We start from the raw sequence: 19,786 nt of genomic DNA, 5'->3' as shown, positions 1-19,786 counted from the left end.
CCCCTTTTAAAGTTCTTGCTGCTGTATTAATAATCCAACTTATAATTGGCCAAGTAATCGGCGATCTGCTCGATTTCTTCGTCACTGAAGCCGAGATCCTTCGGATTAGGCATCGTGTTGCCAGGTTTTACAGCCTGAGGCTCCATCAGCCATTCCACCAGGTTGTCTTTCGTCGGCTTCGTGCCTGGTTTGCCGCTTATGTCGTTCAGCAAGATACTCGCAATCGTCTCACGTGATCCAATGCCGGTCAGGTTAGGACCCATCGCTCCGCCTTGGTCGCCTACAGCGTGGCAAGAAAGGCAGTTGGTCTTGAATTTCTCGGCGAGTGCCGCATCCGCAGGAAGCACAGCAGGTTCTTTAAATGCCGCTACCCATTTGTCAAATGCCGCATCGTCAACCGCTTTCACCCGGAATTCCATGAAGCCGTGTGAAGGACCGCACAACTCTGCGCATTTACCAATGTATGTATCCGCTTTGTCAGCAACCAGAGTCATGTAGTTAACGCTGCCTTCTGTGTTTGTATCCATCTTGCCGCCGAGCGATGGTACCCAGAAGGAGTGAAGCACATCATTCGTTTTTAATTGGAAAGCAATTTTCTTGCCTACAGGAATAACCAGCTCTTGAGCGGTTCTTACGCCGTAGTCTGGATAATTGAACTCCCACCAGAACTGATGAGAAGTAACTTCCACCTTAACTGCATCTGGATTGTTCCAGTCGTTCTCTCCGTAAGCAAATACCTTTTGAATAGTAGGAACTGCAAGCACGAGTACCAAGAGCAGCGGAATCGCCGTCCAAATAATCTCCAGCTTATGGTTACCTTCTACTTGCTCAGGAATTTCATCTTGTCCCTTCTTTCGACGGAATTTAACAAGCACGTATGCGGCGATTCCAAATACCACAACCATTACGACGATCATAATCGAAATGGAGAGCTTAATTAAATCCAGTTGACCTTGTGCTACCGGACCTTGTGGTCTTAAGACCGACAAATCCTCTCGGCCGCAGCCGGATAACACCAAAGCAAACATGGCCATCAAAGGAAGAAGACGCTTTACAGCCTGCCACCGTTTCATCATTGATCTACCCCACTTTTCCGATTTTCGTAGACTACCATCCGGCGCAAACAGCGGTAATCTACCTGCACAATCACGGATGAAGTAATCCTGTCAATTAAAGCAATCACTTATTAAATATAAGTTCATGGGTTGCTTTTGTCAATCATTCACAGGGAGTTCACAAATTGTTCGAAAAGTCGTCAAAGTCGCGCCGTTACTGATTTTGCAATCGCTTTCAAACCGCATTCACCATCCCGCGACCCATCATTCGACATTCTTCACACCCTGTCAGCGACAGCCTTCATAGCTATATATACAGTCATTTCCGCCTTTTTGAATCTATATGCAGCCACCACTCATTTATCTGGACACCCATGACATAAGGAGGTCTCCCTCGAAAAGCTCTGACGCCTCACGAAGAAAACCTCCTATTATTATGGTATATTTTTCGGCATCTTAATCCGTCAGGATAACAGCTTCTCCACGCGTAATAGCAATCGTATGCTCATACTGGACGCCCACCGATCCGTCCGCACTGGAAATGGTCCAGCCGTCATCCCCCCAGAACACGGCACCCGAGGGGCCCAGGGTAAACACGGGTTCGATGGTAATGACCATTCCCTCTTTGAGTTTAAGTCCCCTTCCTGGAATGCCATAGTTCGGGACATCGGGCGGCTCATGGATGGCGCGGCCGATGCCGTGACCGACAAGTGATTTAACGATCCCGTAGCCTTCCCTCTCGGCAACCTGCTCAATGGCATAACCTACATCTCCCAAGGTTGCGCCGTGCCGAGCGGCTTCGATCCCTTTAAAAAGCGCTTCATGGGTGTGCAGCATCAGCTGGCTTACTTCCCTTGAAACCCGATCAACTGCATAGGTCCAACCGGAATCCGCCAACCACCCGTTCTTATTCACGACCATATCAATGGTCACAACATCCCCGGATTGCAGCGGCCGCTGATCAGGGAATCCATGGCACACCACCTCATTGACCGATGCACAAGTGGCATATGGAAATCCTTTATATCCTTTTTGCTCAGGCAGAGCCCCGTTCTTCTCCAAAAATCCCTCGACCCTGGCATCGATCTCGCTCGTTGTGATTCCCGGTTTGATGACTTTCGCTATTTCACGGTGACACGCAGCCAATATACGTCCCGCCTCGCGGATATATCCGATTTCTTCCTTCCGTCTGAGCTGTGTCCTCACATCTGTCCACTCCCTTATATCCTTATCGGATCGATTGCTAACAATATATGTAGGGACAGATACAAAATACCCCGGGCAATCGACTTTCCGAGGAGATGAGCCTGTTGACATGACGGGGACTGCCAGACGCAAAAAAACCGTTTTCGGGACATTTGTCCCAAAAACGGTTTAACCATAAACTCTAGATGGTTCATATCATTAGTCATTAACAAGGTGAAGATGCGATGCGTGTTGGTTATTTCTATAGACCAGGTGCTATTACAGGTCAGGAAACGGAGGAGTTCAGCTTGCCAAGTTCGTGCTCTACAACAAGTGTAAGCTCTTCTTCATAGCCCCCCATAATATGGTACTTCCGGACATACTCCTTTACAAATTTTTTCGGATCTTTAGGCCGGAAAATTCGTGTCATTTCCCGCAGACTTTCCTTAACCTCATTGTGACCTTTCGTTGCCATGATGGATCCCTCCCAAAACGTGTGGAATAAAATTACTCCGTTTAAAGAGAATGCCGAAAAGATCTACCTCATTAAGTTGAAGCCATATTGCAGTTCTTACGGTGAATTAGGTTGATATTCAGCAACTTACCAATGCACCTGACACTATACATACCCTAACAGCATGCAACTGAATCATTAATATATTATATCATATTCTTCTGTTTGTTTCATCTTTCCCAAAAAATGTTTTTTGCGCTATGTTTTTCATCAGGTCATCCTTTATCCCCATAATTGGTTAAGATACATTCAAACGAAGCTCCCGCGCTCTCGAAATCCAGCGAATATCACAAATAGATACGCATAACATATTCTAGACTCAAGGAGGTCTACAGCTCATGCCGAACTCACAGTCTATCCTGCATTCCCCAACCGATTTAGGATCACCTATCCCTGCCGCTGAGCCTCATGAGGCAGGGCTGCACCTCGATTCGCTTAATCAGGTCGACCTGATTATTCAGAAACAATATCCGAGAATGCGCAGCTTTCTCCTGCTGCATGCCGGCAAACTCATCTACGAACGCTATTACAACGGTCATGGCGTTTCCTCGCTGAACGATCTCAGGTCCGCTACCAAAAGTTTTACGTCAACGTTATGCGGCATCGCCCAATCACGCGGCGAATTACCTGATCTGAATTCCTCTGTAATCGATATTTTCCATCGATATATTCCCGAACGAGCCCATCCGCTATTACACCAGGTATCCCTTCATCATCTGCTGACGATGACTTCAGGATTTGCGTGGCAAACCGGTAAAAAGCTAGGGGAACCGCTCATTCACCGATTCCACCGCAACCGGAAATGGACGAGCTTCGCGCTATCCCTCCCTGTCATGGACCAGGAAATGGGCCTCTTTCAATACCGGAGCACCGATTCCCACTTACTCTCCGTTGCCATTAGCGAGGCTACGGGAATGGATGCTTACGCCTATGCCAGACAATATTTATTCGAGCCGCTCGGCATTCGCCATTCCGCCTGGTCCCCAAGTCCCGAGGGCCACAGCATGGGTCACGTTGGCCTCTATCTCACCTCCCGCGACATGGCCAAATTCGGTCTTTGCTGCCTGAACGGGGGACGATGGCAAGGCACCACGCTCATCCCGGAATCATGGCTTAAGCAAGCCCTCGCCCCGCAGGTTAAGGGCTATCCCGCCTTTGGGGATTACGGATTCCAGTGGTGGACCGGCATTCAGAACGGGACTCCCTTCGCGCTTGCACACGGCCATGGAGGACAGCAAATCTACCTTTTTCCCCAATTGGATACGGTTGTCGTATTTACTGCCGACAGCAAGGTCAGCCGCTGGAAGAACCCCCGCTCTCTGCTGGAGCGCTACATTCTTGATGACTTAAAGTCAAAACCTGCTGCATCACCGTCAGGCAGCTGACAGATCGCCAGCTTAGGTCCTCCTAGATTCAGGAGCACTCGATTCTTTTCCAAGACCGTAATCTGACTTACATGCAAATTTCAGCGGATAGTACCTCCTCTTTCTGGTTACTTTATGCGATATGAATCATTTCTAAAATCAAGCCTGAGAGGAGCATGCGACATGTCCGGAAAAGACAAGGATCTCCACCCTATTTCGCAAGAAGAGGTTGAAGTAGACGGAACATACACGAATGAATGGGGACGGGAGGAATATTTAAAACGGGGCGAAGAATTCCCGTTCGATCCCCAGAAGGGCTCCACGGAGTGGCGGCTGGCTGAGTATGATTTTGAAAACCACCATCAAGGCAGGACAGACGAGCGTCTGGTTCCGAAAGAGAAAGGCCCTGATAAGCAGGTAAACGCCGAATCACCGCTGCGCCATGATGTGCATGTAGACTAAAACCCTAGTGTATCGGCAGTGAAGAGATGATTCATCAGATCTGCTTATAAAAAAGGGTGATATGACATGCGAAAATCGAAACGGCTTCTGCTATGGCTGATCCCGATCACCGTCATAGGGGCCATATGGCTTGCTGCTAATATCGTGGAGCCGGAATACGCCTATTTACCGCCCGCACATAAATTGGAAAATACTACGCAAATCCAAGCCCAGCAAACGGGTTTCATTCGCCAATATGATATCTGGGGCAAGACGCTCACGGTTCCCGGCACCGCCCTGAAGGATCAGGATCCCCGCTTAACAGCCGCACATGGCGCCGTTGAGGTAACAAAAGAACTACTTACCCTAGGGCGTCGTACACTGTATGAGGAATCGTTTGGCAATGAGGTGTTTTTAACCGATATTGTGGGGATCATCGGAGGTCCGATGAAGCTGAATAATATTGCTAAAGCCCTTGTCGAGTTAAAAGGACGGGGAACAACCAATTTGCGCGTTGCGCTCGATCAGGATGTAACGATCGGCGGCAGGACCTACCGCAAGGGGGATAAGATTGATACCGGCTTTGACGTAGCCAAAGGGTCCTATGCCCCCGTTGGCGTCACATTTAAATATGCCGAAGGCAAGGCTCGCATCGGCGTTAGCTGCATGGCCTGCCATGCGACCGTCAACCGGGAAACGGGAATGATCGTCGAGGGCGCGCCCAACTCCGATCTGAACCTCGGTTTAATGCTGGCACTGGCCCCGAATAGCGCGGCATATTTTACCCATACGGACATTACCAGCCTGGTGGATTATGTAAAGAATGAGCAGCGTACGATTGTAAACTCCAAGGGAAAAACCGAAGCGCTGCCGAATCCGGCCCTGCTAGAAAAAGCCGTTGACGAAAATCTGATCAAATGGATGCCAGGCACGTTCGATACAACCGCGGATCTGGTCAGTAACGTGACCCAAATTCCCGATATGTTTACGAAGGGCGGTCATCCATACAGCTGGAGCGGCTTCGCTGCCGCGGGGCCCTTCAGGGGACTTAGCACCTTCAGCAACAATGTTCACGCCCAGAACACGGATACCTTGAGCCAAACCGAGGTTAGCGAACCGATGTGGGGAATCGACAAAGAGATTTATGTGGGCACCATTATGCAAAATGCAGCCCATCGCAAGTTTCGTTATGACCCGAGCAGCAGGCTGAAGCCCACCGAATTCTTTAACCTGCTGGATCCCAATCCCGGCACCCCCGGCGTGAATGAGGTTGTGAAGATTCCGAATTTCCCGAAGGTTTCAGCCATCGCACCGAACGGGCTGTACATCAGCTCGCCTGGCTTCAAAGCCGGGGAGCAGGTGAACGCCATGTCCGCTTATCAGAATACGATCCGTCCGCCGGAAACGGATACCAAGGATATCTCCGACGCCAAGACGATCAACCTCGGAGCGGAAGTATTCAAAAAGGCGCAATGCATCACTTGCCACGCTGGTGACTTCTATACGAATAACCGCGTTATGCCCGCGGCGGAAATCGGTACCGAGCCCGCAAGGGCAAAAGCCTTCCAGCGTACGCAGAATGCTTTTGGCGATGCGGAGTTCTACCCGCCCGACACGCCTGTCCCAATCCCTCCGGGTGCCAAAATAACCAAAATCCCGCTGGATGATATCGACCCGGAGCAGATCAAGTTGGGCTTCGGCCATACATCGGGCGGCGGTTATAAGGTCAAAGGGTTGATCGGTCTTCGCTGGTCCGCACCGTATTTGCACGACGGCGGCGTAGCAGTCGGGCCTAAGCTGACGCAAACGGGCGTATCGCAGACCCTTATGAAAGGGATTCACCCTGACCCTTACAACAGCCTGAAAGCCCTGATAGACCGTAAGCTGAGACTGCAGGTCGTCGAGGCGAACCGCGAGGATTCAAGACTGAAGGACACCCATGTCACCGGTCAGGGACATGAGTTTTGGGTGGACGAAAGCAGCGGGTTCACGCAGGAGCAGCAGGACGCTCTCGTGAAATATCTGCTGCAATTGAAAATGAAATAAGTTCGGGATATAACCATCATACTTTGTCCCATCGGCTCATAAGGTAAGGTATAAAGCTTGCCCTACCCCAGAACCGGTCTAAGACAAGGAGTTGATGAGATGTCCCCTTTCAAATCGTCCACAGGACTTCCCGAGAATCTGGCGGCTACGCTGTGCTATTTTTTTCCCATGGTCGGAGGAATTCTGTTTCTTTCATTAGAAAAGAGAAGCCGCTACGTCATATTCCATGCGCTGCAGTCCTTGCTGGCCTTCGGCATCCTGGCCGCCGCTCACCTGCTGTCGAGCGCGGTGCCCATCATCGGCCTTCTGGCCTCCGCCCTTCTGGCGCTGGTCGGCGTCTTGATGTGGCTGGTGCTTATGGCAAACGCCATTCAGGGAAAATGGTTCAAGCTGCCCTGGATCGGCAATATTGCAGAGAAACAAATGCAGCGCGTCTAAAGCTTATACATCGCGTAAAACGGCTGCCTCCACTCTATGGAGGCAGCCGTTTTTGATCGGAATCAACGGGACCCGTCAAAAGAAAACGTCAATCGACGTCCTGTCTGCAGAAGCCAGAACATCAGTCAAAGACGTTTTTCTTACAAGGTAAGCAGGGTTATCCTCTGAAATCGTTGCTTTCATATCAACAAAAAAGCAGCCGGAGGTCATCCGGCTGCTTTTAGTGGGCATTGGTTATGCAGCATGCCCTTCTGCTGTATCACCTTGCTCTGTATGAGTGGGCTTTGTATATTTCAAGCCGTTAAAGATCAGGTTCAGCACAATTGCGGTCAAGCTGCCCGCCACGATGCCGTTATCGGCAAGGATGCGCAGGTTGTCAGGCAGACTCGCGAACAGACCCGGTACGGTTGTTACGCCAAGGCCCATGCCGACGGAACACGCAATAATGAACAGGTTCTCGTGACGGTTAAGATCTACTTGATCTCCTAACATCCGAATACCGGAAGAGACCACCATGCCGAACAGGGCTACCATGGCCCCACCGAGAACCGAAGTCGGTACAAGCTGCGTCATGGCCGCAATCTTCGGAACGAATCCGATCAAGACCAGCAGGCCGCCAGCCACCACGATCACATCGCGCGTCTTCACACGGCTCATCTGAATCAGGCCCACGTTTTGAGAGTATGTGGTATAAGGGAACGAATTGAAAATACCGCCTACCACAATCGCAAGACCCTCCGCACGATAACCACGGGACAGATCCTTGGAGGTAATGTCGCGATCCACGATTTTGCCAAGCGCCATAAATACGCCCGTCGATTCGGCGACGCTGACGATCGCCACCAGAATCATTGTCATGATCGGAACGATCTTAAACTCCGGCGTACCAAAAAAGAATGGCTGCGGAGCCCGGAACCAGCCGGCTTCGCGCAGCGGGGTTAAATCCACTCCACCGTAGAATGCGGCTACCACGGTGCCTAGAATAAGACCCAGAAGAACCGATATCGAACGCAAGAAACCTTTGGCAAACCGATTCATGATGATAATGAAGGCCAGAACACCGAAGCCAAGAGAAATGTTAAGCGCGCTGCCGAAATCCTCGCTGCCCTGTCCGCCGCCAAGATCATTCAAGGCTACAGGAATCAGCGTCAAACCAATAATCGTAACAACAGAGCCTGTAACGACAGGCGGGAATACCTTAATCAGCTTGCCGAATAAACCGGAGAACAGAATGACAAATAAACCGGAAGCGATTATCGCTCCATAAATAGCTGACATGCCGTGCTGCTGGCCGATAATGATCATCGGTCCAACGGCCTGGAAAGCGCAGCCGAGCATGACAGGAAGACCGATGCCGAAGTACTTGTTGCCGAATACCTGCAGCAAGGTTGCAACCCCGCATGCAAGCAGGTCGATGGCGATGAGATACGTCAGCTGCTCCGTCGTTAAGCCGAGCTGCCCGCCAACGATAAGCGGTACGATGATTGCCCCTGCGTACATTGCCAATACATGCTGCAAACCCAGTGAAAAGGTTTTGCCCGGACTCCGATTTTTATCAAAAATCGGTTCTTGCACCGCTTGTTTCTGTTGTTCCATGGCTTCTTGATTCCCCCCAATAAATTGTTAGCTTTCGTTCTATGCGAATGTCACTACGCCGTCTTCAAGTGATGCAATCCGTACAAGCGATTCTACCCGATAACCCGCTTCGGCCAGCAAACGTCCTCCTGGTTGAAACGCTTTTTCAATGACGATCCCGATGCCTACTACCTCTGCACCTGCCTGCTCTACGATTCGGGCAAGCCCGAATGCCGCCTCGCCGTTAGCAAGGAAGTCATCCACGATCAGCACTTTATCGCCGGGCTTGATGAATTTCTTCGCGACCGTAATTTCGTTGGTCTCCTGCTTGGTGAAGGAGTACACCTTCTCCACAAATATATCCTCACGGAGCGTCAGCGACTTCTGCTTCCGTGCAAAGATGAGAGGCACTTCCATCTCAAGGGCGGTCATAATGCCGGGCGCGATGCCGGAGGATTCAATGGTCAATACACGAGTCACGTTCGCTTCCTTAAACAATCGCGTAAATTCCTTACCTACCTCTTTCATCAATACCGGATCCATCTGGTGGTTCAGGAACGAATCCACCTTCAGTACCTGTCCGCTTAATACAATGCCTTCCTCTTTCACCTTGTTCTGCAGTAATTGCATGATGCTCCCCCTTAAATTTGTTTACATTCCAAGCAAAAAAGCCCACTTCCTCCTTTCACCGAATCGCCGGGAAAGAAACAAATGGGCATAAGCAGCAAAAACGCACCTTGAGCCATAGAAGTCAAGTGGGATTGACCTGGCTTGTCCGCTGCTGCGCTGCTATAACCCGTAGTCCAATCATTTCCGGTGATCGGGTAGAGACATGCAGGCCAATTCCTGCACCTATACGAGAAAATGTATGATCCGTGTACCTTAGAATGCTTACGTGTTAATGTAATATTTCCGAATGAATGAAGTATAACGCATTCCCCATGAAAAAATAAAGTGAAAATTTACGGAAATAATAAACTATCGGTCAATTAAACGAAAAAAAAGCCGTCCCATAAGTTTCATGGGACAGCCTTTCTAGAGCATTAACTTGTAGGTATAACTTCAATTATCCATTCCAGAGGATCACCAATGGACTGGGGTACATCGCCGCTTACATCAACGAGCTGGATTCGTAGCGTATAAGTTCCGACATGAGCTTGCTGCCAGCGGAACATGATATCACTCCCATTCCCTTCCAGATCCATGTCCCCGACCGTTAAACCTGCGTTCACCCGAGCACGGAATCGATCGCAACCCGTTTACCTCCCTACACTCAATGTGTATATCTAGCAAAGATCATACAATAATCCGATCCTTTCCGGATACAATATTTTCCCAAAATATCTAACATGAAAAAAGCCACCTCACAGGTGGCTTCATCCCTCAATATCATCTATTGAAATGTAACATGGATCTGTACAATTTCAGAGCGGGAACCCAGACGAATCGGAGGTCCCCAGAAGCCGTAACCCGAGGACACGATGGAATGCATCCGCCCCTTTTGCAGATACCCCCAATCATTCTCGAACATCGCCTGCGTAATCAGATGCGCCGGGAATACCTGCCCGCGGTGTGTGTGCCCAGAAACGATAAGGTCTACGCCCTGCTGCTGTGCTTCCTCCAGCGCATTCGGCTGATGATCGAGGACAAAGATCGGCTTGGATAAATCGGCCCCATCCATAATCGTGGACAACTCGGCCCGCTCCTGATCCTGTTTATCCCGTCTGCCAACCAGCGTCAGGCCCTCAACCGTCAATTTCTCATCATACAGCACGGTCATACCGCTATGCTCAAGAGCCGCGATCAGTTCCGGCATTTCCCCTTCGAATCGGTCATGATTGCCAAGCGAAGCATACACGCCATACGTTGCCTGGATACCGGTCAGGATCTGATCGATCCCCTGGCTTAAATAGGCATCCAGATCGTCATCGATGATATCGCCTGGAAACAATACCAGATCCGGCTTTAATCCATTGATCTCCTTCACCATGCGCGCAGCGTGGGCTTTACTTGACAGGACGCCGAAGTGCATATCGGACGCCATGACAATATTCAGCTCCTCAAGTGTGCCCGCGTCCTTATCCACGCGAATATCATATGCGCGAACCGTTGGACTATAAGCATTAAAAGAACCGAAACCGATCACAACAACCAATAGCACCAACACGATAAATCCCGCCGTCTTCTTCAGGCCCTCTCTCCGCAATGCCGTCAATCGTAGCAGCCACAGCATGATGTGCATCAACGGGAGCAGGATGATCAGGACATAGAAAATAGCCATCCAATAAGATCCTATCACGCTCAGCACCGTGAGGTTACCGAAGAACCGTCCTGAAATAAACGATGTCGATACTACGGTCAGCACGACTATGTATATCCATTTGAGCATAATGGACGAACCCGGTTTCATCCAGCTCCATACGCTTCGTCCGATATAATAAACCAGCAAGCCGTAAATCAATAATGCCATGATCCCCGCAAAAATAAACATCTCCATCCCCTTCCGTACATCCATTATAACAAGCGGATATCACGAATCCCAGCGGATGCTAGCGGAAGGCAGATGGGGTTGTTCGTTACAAGCCCGTGCGTTGTTTAGGCAGAAGCTCGTTCAGCAGTGATTTCAAATTGCGGTCTTCCGTATATTTTTCTTGACCCATATCGAGTTCGTTCACACGTATATAAGCATAATTTTCCCCGGGATTCTCCGGTTTGAATAGAAGTTCATCCTGCGGGTCAGGTACCACCTTATACTCCATTTCATGAAACATATCGAGCAGCTGCCGACCTGTAGGACTCTCTCCTTTATCAACAAAAATCAATCCTCGGAGCTTCTTGGGCCCTTCCTTATGTCCTACTGTAAAATGAACGATGCATTCCATGCTCATTCATCCCCCTTCTCTTGGTTGTCATGATTGCGATCAAAGACCGCTTCATTCATCCTCTTGCCAGCTACAACTTTCATTCCCGCCTGCCTGCGGATCTTAAGCAAATAAACGCCAAGATAAATCCCGGCGTCCCTTACCTTTATGTTTATTACATTGTACGATGAACCATGATACCTAACTGTGATAAAAGTCACTTCTGGAAGGACCTCCTTAGGTGCCAGTAGGAACCCTAAGCCGTATTACGATTGCTATCCCCGTCCATTGGGTCAGAATTAGCTTCATACTCCCCGCCCGATTTCGATTCCGCAGTCTGGTCTTCCTGTCCTTCAGCGTCGGTTTCCGCATTAAGATACTGGCTCTGAATCAGACCAAAGTGCTCTCCATAACGGGCTTCCAACTGCTCTCCCATGTCCTGTTCAAGCTGGAACAATACCATCTCCTGAGTAAAATGGTGCAGCAGCAGCTCCGCCATTACCGGATGCTCCGTGATAACCGCCCCCGTATCATATTCCCCGCCGCGCATCCCTAGTATGCACCACTGCCGGTCCACAACAAAGGAGAATTTCCGGCCGCCTCCCCGGCGCTCCGCAAGTCCGTTCCACCCGGACCACGCCAGCGTTCTTGAGAGACCCTGGTCCGGGCCGTCACAAGCCCACAGCACCTTGACCCCCCTAGCCTCCGCCTCAGCCAGCGGTTCACGCAGAAGCGAAGCTTCTTCGCGCCAGACGTCAACCACGATCTCCTGTTTCGCTCGCTTCAATTCCCGGACGAGCACATCTAGCACCGCCTGATCTCCTTCCATACTGAGGAACGGAGCGGCCGTGCCGCTTCCTCTCGGCAAGCTTTTCTCAACAAAAGCGAGTGATGCCTCCACACGGCCGGATATCATCCGCGTCAATTCCTCCGGTTTCAGCGAACGGTAACGGACGGGTTCCCCGTCCATTCGCTCAAGCGCCCCTTGCCGCTCCAAACGCTGCATGGCTGCATAGACATTAGAACGCGAAGCTCCAAGTCGTTTCGCTACCTCATAACCACCCGCAGGTCCATACTCGGCAAGGTCTACCATAATTTTCGATTCAATCTCCGTAAATCCCAAATTCCGCAAATGATGCAGCAATTGTTCCATAATATTAGTCCTCCCAAGATGCTCGAACGCTTGCTCTATCATTCACACTATCTTATTAACACTCGCGCAAGGGCATGATCGTCCGAATCCCTATATCTTAAATCTGTTCAGCTCCACAGCGCGGACACCATTTCGAGCCTTTTGGCAGGTCGACACTGCAAATCTGACACTTCACCATATCGCGCGCCGCCTCATCATCACCAACATAGTCCTGACTTTGGTTATTCTCCTGCCAAAAACGAATGCGGCGGTCCAGTTCCAGCTGCCGCTCCCGCTCCCGCTCGAGTTCTTCCCAGTGACGGCGCTCCTTCTCCTGCTCTTCCTGCTCGATACGCAGCTGTTCCGGATCAACCTCAGGTTCAGAGAGATCCGTTTCCTCGTGCAGCCGTTCCGGCTCCGGCTCATACCCGTCCGGCTCGTATGGATCCGGATTCGAACGGTAATCGTAGGCAGCCAATTCATCCTGTTCCTGTTGTTGTTCTTCAGCCGCTGCATATTCATGTTTATCAAACACGATCTTACGTTCAGGCTCCCTAGGTTCATCCGATGCCGACTTCTCAGGGTGAATCAAATTAGCAAGCTTGTTTCCGCAGTACGGACAGAAATTCGCATCCAGCGCGACCACCCGCCCGCATTCACAGACCCGCTCATTCTTGAGGACCGCAATGCGGTTCCGAATCGCTTCAATTTGCTCTTGCAATCCATCGCAGGTTTGGGCAAGCTCAACCATTTCTTTTTCTGCCATCGTCATGTCCTGCTGACGGTAGCCCTCATAAAACACTTTACCCATCTGCAAGTAATAAGAGTTCTTCTGCTGTTCGATTTCGGAAATTTGGCTGTTGAGTTTATTTACTTCCACTACGTGCTGCGCCTTTTCCGTTGCACGATTGGCTCCATCCTTAAGCTTTTGTAAAATATTCATTTATGAATCCTCCTCTTTCTCATATCCCGATTCACCGGCGGGCCGCCGGCACATTGTCATATCACTTCATTAAGGTTATTAACGATTTTTAACTAGCCATAAACCGGCCATGCCATTTTTTTACCGTTTGCATACTACTCGATATGATGTTCCATGCTCCTTATCGTCCAGTATACTGCCGCCATGGTGATTCTATCATACCAAATTCCTTGCCCCATGTGAAAAAGGAAGCCCCTTCCAACTGCATGCTGATTCATCCCGGCCCCGAACGTGTATATGATTAGAAAATTGGACAATACAATGCCGGATACTGTCGGCTGCAGCCGCATCCTATTCCGTGCAGCCCTTAGCTGCCTAAGTCTGGAGGGATTTAATATGACAAACGATAAAAAGACGTATTATGTTTCAGTCAATCACAACCTGATCCAGGATGTACCGAACGATGCGAACGAATATGTCGTATATATGGATGATGATGAGGTCTCCAAGCTGAGGGGGCTGCTCTATGAAGTCAGCAGCAGCGATCGGTATGCGTTTAAACGCACATTCGTCCCTTACAAGTCGGCAGATCATGACGATGCCGCCGAGCAATACGATGAACGAACGATCAACCTCTACCACTTTCTTCATGAACATGGGGATGAACGCACCCGCAAAACCATTGAGGACATGAACATCTCGGCAAGCTGACCGACACCGGCTACGATGATCCCGGTTACGAGGACTCACCATTAAATAAGTAAAGAGACAGTCCGTTCATTAGAAAAACGCATATCGCCGCACCCTCTCAAAAGACAGGCCGCATTTTAGCGGACGTTTTTCTTGCGAGATCAGGATGGTAAGCCTCTGAAGTTTATGCTTTCTTATCTCTTAAAATACGGGATTCATTCGTATAACAAGAACATCGCCCGGTCTTGCGCAGGTCCTGTTCTACTTTATAGATTCGCAAGCCGCGGTACAAGGATAAAAAGTCCCGTTTATCCTACGACTATTAGCACAGCTTACAGTTTGATGTTGGCCTCATCGAAGTATTCCTCCAGCGTCAATCCGCTATCGGCAATATCCGGCGCCAGATCCTTGCCTACATAACGGATATGCCACGGCTCGTATACATAGCCGGTAATATCCTCGGCCCCTTCCGGATAACGAATGATAAAGCCGAATTCCGGCGCGCGTTGCGCCAGCCACTGCCCTTCCTCCGTATGACCGAACGCTTCCTCCAGCGCATTGCCTGCGCTAGGGCTGGACACGTCTATCGTAAGGCCTGTCTGATGCTCGCTCGTACCCGGCACCGCGCTTACACGATTAGCTTCGGCTTCCCCTTTGGTACGAACATTGTTCTCGTATATCGTTTTTTGACGGGAATAAGAACGATATCCCGATACGGCCCGGAGCTCGATGCCGTCTGCTTGGGCCGCAGCGAACAATTCCTCGAGCGCGTCTGCCGCTTCTTTTCTCAGATGCCGTTTTTCGTGCGGCTCATCAAAAGAAAATGGAACATCCGGCTCCACAAGGTCACTTGGTTCATATCCATCCGGCAAGCTGCGCTGCTTATTCACAACCACCGTGATCGCCTCTGCGTTGGTTACAACCTGCTTGCCGCCGCTTTCCTGGATCGTGGCCTGAAGCGCATTTTCGCTCCGCTTCGCCATGACCGGATCCGCCGGCTGATTCTCAGCGCCAGTCTCTTCATTGCCCGCGCCGCCCTCAGGAAGCGTATTTCCTTCCTGGCCCTCAGCCGGCGACTGCAATTCCTGACCCTGTTCCTTCCCGGAACCGGCATCATCCGATTGACAGCCTGCCAGAATGGCTCCTGCTAACAACAAGGATGACAGCATTGCGCTTGTAAATCGTGTTCGTTTTCCCGAAAATGCATTCATCTATGGCTCTTCCTTTCCCACGGTTTGTCCTGCACCCATTGTACCTTATTCAGAATGAGCTGAACAAACGAGCGGCTGTCGAAACATCCCGGATAATCTCCGTTTACGTCAGATATCCGGCAGATTGCCCCGATTTATGGCGCCGTATCTATCAAATTCATTACATTTCTGTGATGGAATGGCAACCTTTATGGCGACTTCAAGCCGCGGCGCTTCTGCTCGGCTTGCTTGGCCGCGCCGCGGGCAATCACGCTGAGCGCTTTGGACGCGCCGCGAACGCCTGGCAGTAAGCTTGTCCAGTCGCCGGCTGGGCCCAGCTGATCTGCCGGAGGCGGCGGTGACAGCTGGACCGCCAGCTCGCTAAGCTGCGGGCCGGGCCGGTGCAATCGGCCCTCGGCCGCCGCTTCGGCCACCCATTCGCCCGGAGAAGGGCCGGACGGCCCCTTCTCCTTCGCTCGGGCGGCCTGCTCTGCGGCAGAGCCGCCTGCCTGCGGCGGAGCTGCTTTGGCCCACGCGCCGAAGACGCTTGCCAGCAGCGCTTCCCGCGGCAGCCCCAGCAGCGTCAGCTGCTGGAGCGGCTCAGCCGCAAGCCGCGGGGCTGCGGCAGCCAGCAAGGCTGCGGCGTGCCCGCAGGCCGCTTGGCCGCAGGTGCAGGCGGCAGCCTCTTCGCCCTGCAGGGGGGACGGCGCCAGCTCGGCCAGCCAAGGGGCGTCCTGCCCTGCAAGCAGGCGGTACAGCGCCTGCGGGTCTTCCTCCAGATAAGCCAACACGGCCTCGCGGGCAGCAGGACTTAGCGTCTTTACCTGAACGCTGACCTCATAGGTCCCCGAAGATTCGGGCGCTCCATCCACCTTCCCTTTTAACCATCCGGGTTCAAACACCAACCCGGTCTGTTCGGCCGAATCCGCAGATTCCATAAACCACACCTCCTTGGCGTCCATTTTTGTTGCCTTATTTACGCTGCTTCACGAGCGTTTTGCAATCCGGTCACATCCAATCCTGCTCTTGCAGCTCGATCAACTGGCGAAGCTCGCCGTCCGACATTTCCGTCAGCCAGGTTTCGCCCGACCCGACCACCTGCTCGGACAACGTCTTCTTCTGTTCGATCAGCTCGTCAATCCGTTCCTCCAGTGTTCCCTGAGAAATCAGCTTGTGCACCTGAACGTTGCGATGCTGGCCGATCCGGAATACACGGTCCGTCGCCTGGTTCTCAACCGCCGGGTTCCACCAGCGGTCATAGTGGAGCACATGGTTCGCACGGGTCAAATTCAGACCTACGCCCCCGGCTTTTAACGACAGAACAAAAAACTCGGTCCCCTCGCCTGCCTGGAACGCCCGTACCATCTCATCCCGCTCCCGTTTGGGCACCCCGCCATGAAGAAAGTACGGCTCCTTCCCGTATTTACGCCCAAGCATGCTTACCAACAATTCACCCATGCCCACATACTGGGTAAAAATCAGTGCGGATTCTCCAACATCCGCGATGCTGTCGAGAATTTCAAGCATTCGCTCCATTTTGCCCGAGGACTCCGCACGCACCGCACGTCCTTCGTCGCGTCGAAGCAGCTGCGGATGATCGCATATCTGCTTCAGCTTGGTGAGGGATGAGAGCACAAGTCCCTTGCGCGCCATGCCCGTCCGGCTTTCGATCTGTCCCATCATCTCATCGACAACCGCCTGGTACATCGCACCTTGAACCTCGGTCAGCGGGCAATACGATTTCAATTCCAGCTTCTCCGGCAGATCCTTGCGGATATCCGGATCGCTCTTGAGTCTGCGCAGCATGAATGGAGATACGAGCTTATGAAGCTCACGGAATCTCTCCTGCTGCCCCTCTCCCGGAGCATATCGCTGACGGAAGGTGTTAAAGGAGCCGAGATATCCCGGATTAAGAAAATGAAAGATCGACCACAGCTCGGCCAAACGGTTCTCGACCGGTGTTCCGGTCATGGCAATACGGTGAGGCGCGGATAATTTCATGACGCTCTGCGCCTGCTTCGTACGGTAATTCTTTATATATTGTGCTTCGTCAAGCACCACACTCGACCACTGGATAGCGGATAAATCACCGCCGTCTCTTCCCGCCAAATGATAAGTGGTCAGCACGATATCATGATTGGCTGCTTCCTGCAGGAATTCTTCTCCGCGCAGACGCCGTACGCCATGGTGCACATGCAAGGTCAGATCCGGTGCAAATCGCTGAAATTCCCGCTGCCAGTTACCCAGAAGCGAAGTCGGACAAACAATCAGCACCGGACCGCCAGCCGATTCCGTATTAAGACGCTCCAGCAGACAGGTAATAACCTGTACCGTTTTTCCAAGTCCCATATCGTCGGCAAGGCAAACGCCAAATCCCAAATCGCGCATTACGCTAAGCCACTGGTACCCCCGTTCCTGATACGGTCTCAGTTCGCCGTGAAGCGAGGAAGGAATCGGGCGAGACGGCAGCTTCCGGGCCGTTTCGCCATCGAGTAAGGAGGATAGCAGACCGGTTGTCTCCACTTCCTCGATAAAGAGACCTTTCCACATGCGTTCTCCATCCATATCCGCGCTAAGATGCATCCATTCCGCAAGCTCCATCTCGCCCTTCTCATGACGCTTCATGAACCGCAGCACTTGGTTGATCTCCTTCAGATCCACCTCAACCCATTCCCCGCGGAACTGGACATAGGGCAGATTCTGTTCGGCCAGAAACTTCAATTCATCGCGCGTCAGGGATTGGCCTCCCATCGCTGCGGAGATTTGAAAGCTGACCAGATGCTCCATGCCTAGCACCGGCAGAGGATGCGCTTCGCCGGATGGTCTTGCATCCGGCATCATTTTGAGAGATAAGCCGACGCGGCGGCGTCCTTCCCTGCTCCACCGTGAAGGCATTTGAACCGTGACTCCGCTTGCCGTTAATTTCGGAACCGATTCCTTCATAAATGTGGACAAGCGGTCAAGCGACAGCGACACACTCTCGGGAGCACGCCCGTACAAGCCAGCAGCCAGCTCCGGTGCCAGTTCTGCCGCTTCTCCCAGCTTCATTAACAGCTGCAGCTGAACCCTTGAATACATCCGTCCACGGATCAGCTGATCGGATTCGGGATTTCCCCAAATGCTGCGGACGGGCATCGATAAGCCTTCATCCTCCTGACTGCGTGCCCAGAAAGACACCTTCCAGTCCTTCCGGCTCTCATCCAGAGGCGGCTCAAGCCGCAGCCCAAGTCCAACGGTCCCGTTCTCGGGAGGCTGATCCTCCCCGCCGTCATACGGAAACGCCGTTCCTCCAACACGTTCAACGGCTTCCTCCAGCTCGCTCACTTCCTCAGCCGTCCCTTGAATGGGGATGTCCCGGCTGACGGTCAGCAGGCTGTTCCACCACAGCTCGCTCAGCGGAGATTGTCCCCGCCGGTAGTTCGCCAAATAGGTCCGCAGCTTATCCTCCGATTCGCGGACGGCCGCCCGGACTTGGCTGTCGATCACGCCGCACAGAAAAGAATACAGCACAATAGCCCCTGCTTCCTCACGGGTGGATGGGTCGAATCCGGCAAGAGCTGCCGGCGGTCCAATCGCAATGGGCGGGATATTCGCTGCCAGCTGCAGAAAGCGCGCGCCATCCTCGGCAGACAGCTGCGGCTTCCATACCGCCTTTATAGTTTGCATCGTTGTCCGGCGCCTGCCTACGGAAGGCACCTCGGCCGTCCCTGGCGCAAACTTCCCTTGCAGGAGCAGCTCCAATGCGAATCTGCTCGCTTGTACCCAATATTCCATTTCTTCACCAACGCTGAGGCCCTGAGTCTCGTAATACTCAGAATCCAGCGAGATCAGCAATTGAAATGCGTCTCCCGGTGTCAGAGCAAGCCCTTCCATCGTCCGTCCGCCAAGTGTCTTCCGTTCCGGTCGCCGTGCGCTTTTCGATCCGAGAACTTTGGCCGGATATCGGAGCTCGGCAAGCCGGAGGGAAGCGTTAGCGAAGGGACGGGTTCCATCCGGTCTGCGAAAGGTTCGGACCACGCGGCTCCAAGCATCCACTCTCGGTTCCGAAACCTCACCGGAAAAACAAAAGAATACGTCACCTAACCATACGCCATAGAGCGGTTGATTCATCGTTGTCTCCCGTCTTTTCCTGCTTTATAGATATTATTACTATCTTATACGATAGCTTCAACATTTCAAAACGATGCGAAATCGTTCTCACGCCAAAATAACGTCAACCTTTATCATACCATGTATTTACTATTTCGTAGTGATCTATGTACTGCAGAATTCTCTTATATAGGTTAATAAAATATCCGTATTCTTATGCAATCTCCGGTTACCGCGAGCAGGAAAACCCCAATTTTTTTGCTTTTATGCGACCCTAATGCCGA

The 19,786-nt window shown here is 51.8% G+C and carries 20 protein-coding genes and 1 riboswitch; of the genes, 6 read left to right on the top strand and 14 right to left on the bottom strand.

Annotation, left to right across the window (positions count from 1 at the left end):
- Window positions 1-26 precede the first annotated feature (26 nt).
- From coxB to DP091_RS09980, 3 genes are all read right to left on the bottom strand, one after another.
- Entirely contained in the window at window positions 27-1,076 is a 1,050-nt protein-coding gene (gene coxB / locus DP091_RS09990; RefSeq protein ID WP_100540082.1) for a cytochrome c oxidase subunit II, read from the bottom strand.
- Between the two features lie 435 nt (window positions 1,077-1,511).
- Window positions 1,512-2,261, bottom strand: coding sequence for a type I methionyl aminopeptidase (gene map / locus DP091_RS09985; RefSeq protein ID WP_113058188.1), 750 nt, complete (start codon window positions 2,259-2,261; stop codon window positions 1,512-1,514).
- A gap of 265 nt (window positions 2,262-2,526) precedes the next feature.
- Window positions 2,527-2,715, bottom strand: a complete 189-nt coding sequence (locus DP091_RS09980) for a hypothetical protein (RefSeq protein ID WP_006208082.1) — start codon at window positions 2,713-2,715, stop codon at window positions 2,527-2,529.
- A 377-nt stretch (window positions 2,716-3,092) separates the two neighbouring features.
- On the opposite strand from DP091_RS09980, the gene DP091_RS09975 reads away from it, so the two are divergent.
- From DP091_RS09975 to DP091_RS09960, 4 genes are all read left to right on the top strand, one after another.
- Window positions 3,093-4,139, top strand: coding sequence for a serine hydrolase domain-containing protein (locus DP091_RS09975; RefSeq protein ID WP_113058187.1), 1,047 nt, complete (start codon window positions 3,093-3,095; stop codon window positions 4,137-4,139).
- Window positions 4,140-4,301: 162 nt separating this feature from the next.
- Entirely contained in the window at window positions 4,302-4,580 is a 279-nt protein-coding gene (locus DP091_RS09970; protein WP_113058186.1) for a transposase, read from the top strand.
- Between the two features lie 66 nt (window positions 4,581-4,646).
- Window positions 4,647-6,605 carry an electron transport protein gene (locus DP091_RS09965; protein WP_113058185.1) on the top strand — a complete coding sequence of 653 codons (1,959 nt, stop codon included), beginning with the start codon at window positions 4,647-4,649 and terminating at the stop codon, window positions 6,603-6,605.
- A 99-nt stretch (window positions 6,606-6,704) separates the two neighbouring features.
- The gene (locus tag DP091_RS09960) at window positions 6,705-7,043 is read left to right on the top strand and encodes a DUF4870 domain-containing protein (RefSeq protein ID WP_113058184.1); all 339 of its coding nucleotides are present in this window, start codon (window positions 6,705-6,707) and stop codon (window positions 7,041-7,043) included.
- A gap of 234 nt (window positions 7,044-7,277) precedes the next feature.
- Here DP091_RS09960 and DP091_RS09955 read toward each other — a convergent pair whose 3' ends face one another.
- The 7 genes from DP091_RS09955 to DP091_RS09920 all read right to left on the bottom strand — a co-directional run bounded on the left by DP091_RS09955 (window position 7,278) and on the right by DP091_RS09920 (window position 13,554).
- Entirely contained in the window at window positions 7,278-8,639 is a 1,362-nt protein-coding gene (locus tag DP091_RS09955) for a nucleobase:cation symporter-2 family protein (RefSeq protein ID WP_113058183.1), read from the bottom strand.
- A gap of 39 nt (window positions 8,640-8,678) precedes the next feature.
- Window positions 8,679-9,248 (bottom strand): xanthine phosphoribosyltransferase, encoded by a 570-nt coding sequence (locus tag DP091_RS09950; RefSeq protein ID WP_009593434.1) that lies wholly within the window; start codon window positions 9,246-9,248, stop codon window positions 8,679-8,681.
- 149 nt (window positions 9,249-9,397) lie between these two features.
- A riboswitch (purine riboswitch) is annotated at window positions 9,398-9,498 on the bottom strand.
- A 513-nt stretch (window positions 9,499-10,011) separates the two neighbouring features.
- Complete coding sequence (locus DP091_RS09940; protein ID WP_181469773.1) at window positions 10,012-11,109, bottom strand: metallophosphoesterase; 1,098 nt, start codon at window positions 11,107-11,109, stop codon at window positions 10,012-10,014.
- Window positions 11,110-11,194: 85 nt separating this feature from the next.
- On the bottom strand, window positions 11,195-11,500 hold the full coding sequence (locus tag DP091_RS09935; RefSeq protein WP_181469770.1) for a hypothetical protein: 306 nt from the start codon (window positions 11,498-11,500) through the stop codon (window positions 11,195-11,197).
- Between the two features lie 2 nt (window positions 11,501-11,502).
- Window positions 11,503-11,700 carry a hypothetical protein gene (locus DP091_RS09930; RefSeq protein ID WP_113058180.1) on the bottom strand — a complete coding sequence of 66 codons (198 nt, stop codon included), beginning with the start codon at window positions 11,698-11,700 and terminating at the stop codon, window positions 11,503-11,505.
- Between the two features lie 35 nt (window positions 11,701-11,735).
- The gene (locus DP091_RS09925; protein WP_113058179.1) at window positions 11,736-12,632 is read right to left on the bottom strand and encodes a TrmB family transcriptional regulator; all 897 of its coding nucleotides are present in this window, start codon (window positions 12,630-12,632) and stop codon (window positions 11,736-11,738) included.
- Between the two features lie 97 nt (window positions 12,633-12,729).
- The gene (locus DP091_RS09920; RefSeq protein ID WP_113058178.1) at window positions 12,730-13,554 is read right to left on the bottom strand and encodes a zinc ribbon domain-containing protein; all 825 of its coding nucleotides are present in this window, start codon (window positions 13,552-13,554) and stop codon (window positions 12,730-12,732) included.
- 375 nt (window positions 13,555-13,929) lie between these two features.
- Here DP091_RS09920 and DP091_RS09910 point away from each other — a divergent pair, with 375 nt between their 5' ends.
- On the top strand, window positions 13,930-14,244 hold the full coding sequence (locus DP091_RS09910) for a hypothetical protein (RefSeq protein WP_258394468.1): 315 nt from the start codon (window positions 13,930-13,932) through the stop codon (window positions 14,242-14,244).
- A gap of 311 nt (window positions 14,245-14,555) precedes the next feature.
- Here the strand turns inward: DP091_RS09910 and DP091_RS09905 are convergent, their stop codons facing one another.
- The 3 genes from DP091_RS09905 to DP091_RS31815 form a co-directional block, all read right to left on the bottom strand.
- A complete protein-coding gene (locus DP091_RS09905; RefSeq protein WP_113058176.1) occupies window positions 14,556-15,434 on the bottom strand; it encodes a M15 family metallopeptidase in 879 nt (292 codons plus the stop codon).
- 188 nt (window positions 15,435-15,622) lie between these two features.
- A complete protein-coding gene (locus tag DP091_RS31820) occupies window positions 15,623-15,820 on the bottom strand; it encodes a hypothetical protein (RefSeq protein ID WP_258394467.1) in 198 nt (65 codons plus the stop codon).
- Window positions 15,795-15,947 (bottom strand): hypothetical protein, encoded by a 153-nt coding sequence (locus DP091_RS31815; protein ID WP_258394466.1) that lies wholly within the window; start codon window positions 15,945-15,947, stop codon window positions 15,795-15,797. Before DP091_RS31815 ends, DP091_RS31820 begins: the two co-directional genes overlap by 26 nt.
- Before the next feature lie 13 nt (window positions 15,948-15,960).
- Between DP091_RS31815 and DP091_RS31810 the strand changes: the two genes are divergently transcribed.
- The gene (locus DP091_RS31810) at window positions 15,961-16,248 is read left to right on the top strand and encodes a hypothetical protein (RefSeq protein ID WP_258394465.1); all 288 of its coding nucleotides are present in this window, start codon (window positions 15,961-15,963) and stop codon (window positions 16,246-16,248) included.
- Between the two features lie 173 nt (window positions 16,249-16,421).
- Here DP091_RS31810 and DP091_RS09895 read toward each other — a convergent pair whose 3' ends face one another.
- The gene (locus DP091_RS09895) at window positions 16,422-19,523 is read right to left on the bottom strand and encodes a DEAD/DEAH box helicase (protein WP_113058174.1); all 3,102 of its coding nucleotides are present in this window, start codon (window positions 19,521-19,523) and stop codon (window positions 16,422-16,424) included.
- Window positions 19,524-19,786 lie beyond the last annotated feature (263 nt).

Origin of the sequence: Paenibacillus sp. MDMC362, from assembly GCF_003269305.1 — a bacterium.
In the GTDB taxonomy this organism is placed as follows: domain Bacteria; phylum Bacillota; class Bacilli; order Paenibacillales; family Paenibacillaceae; genus Paenibacillus_AQ.
This window is presented reverse-complemented; position numbering and strand designations above follow the sequence as displayed.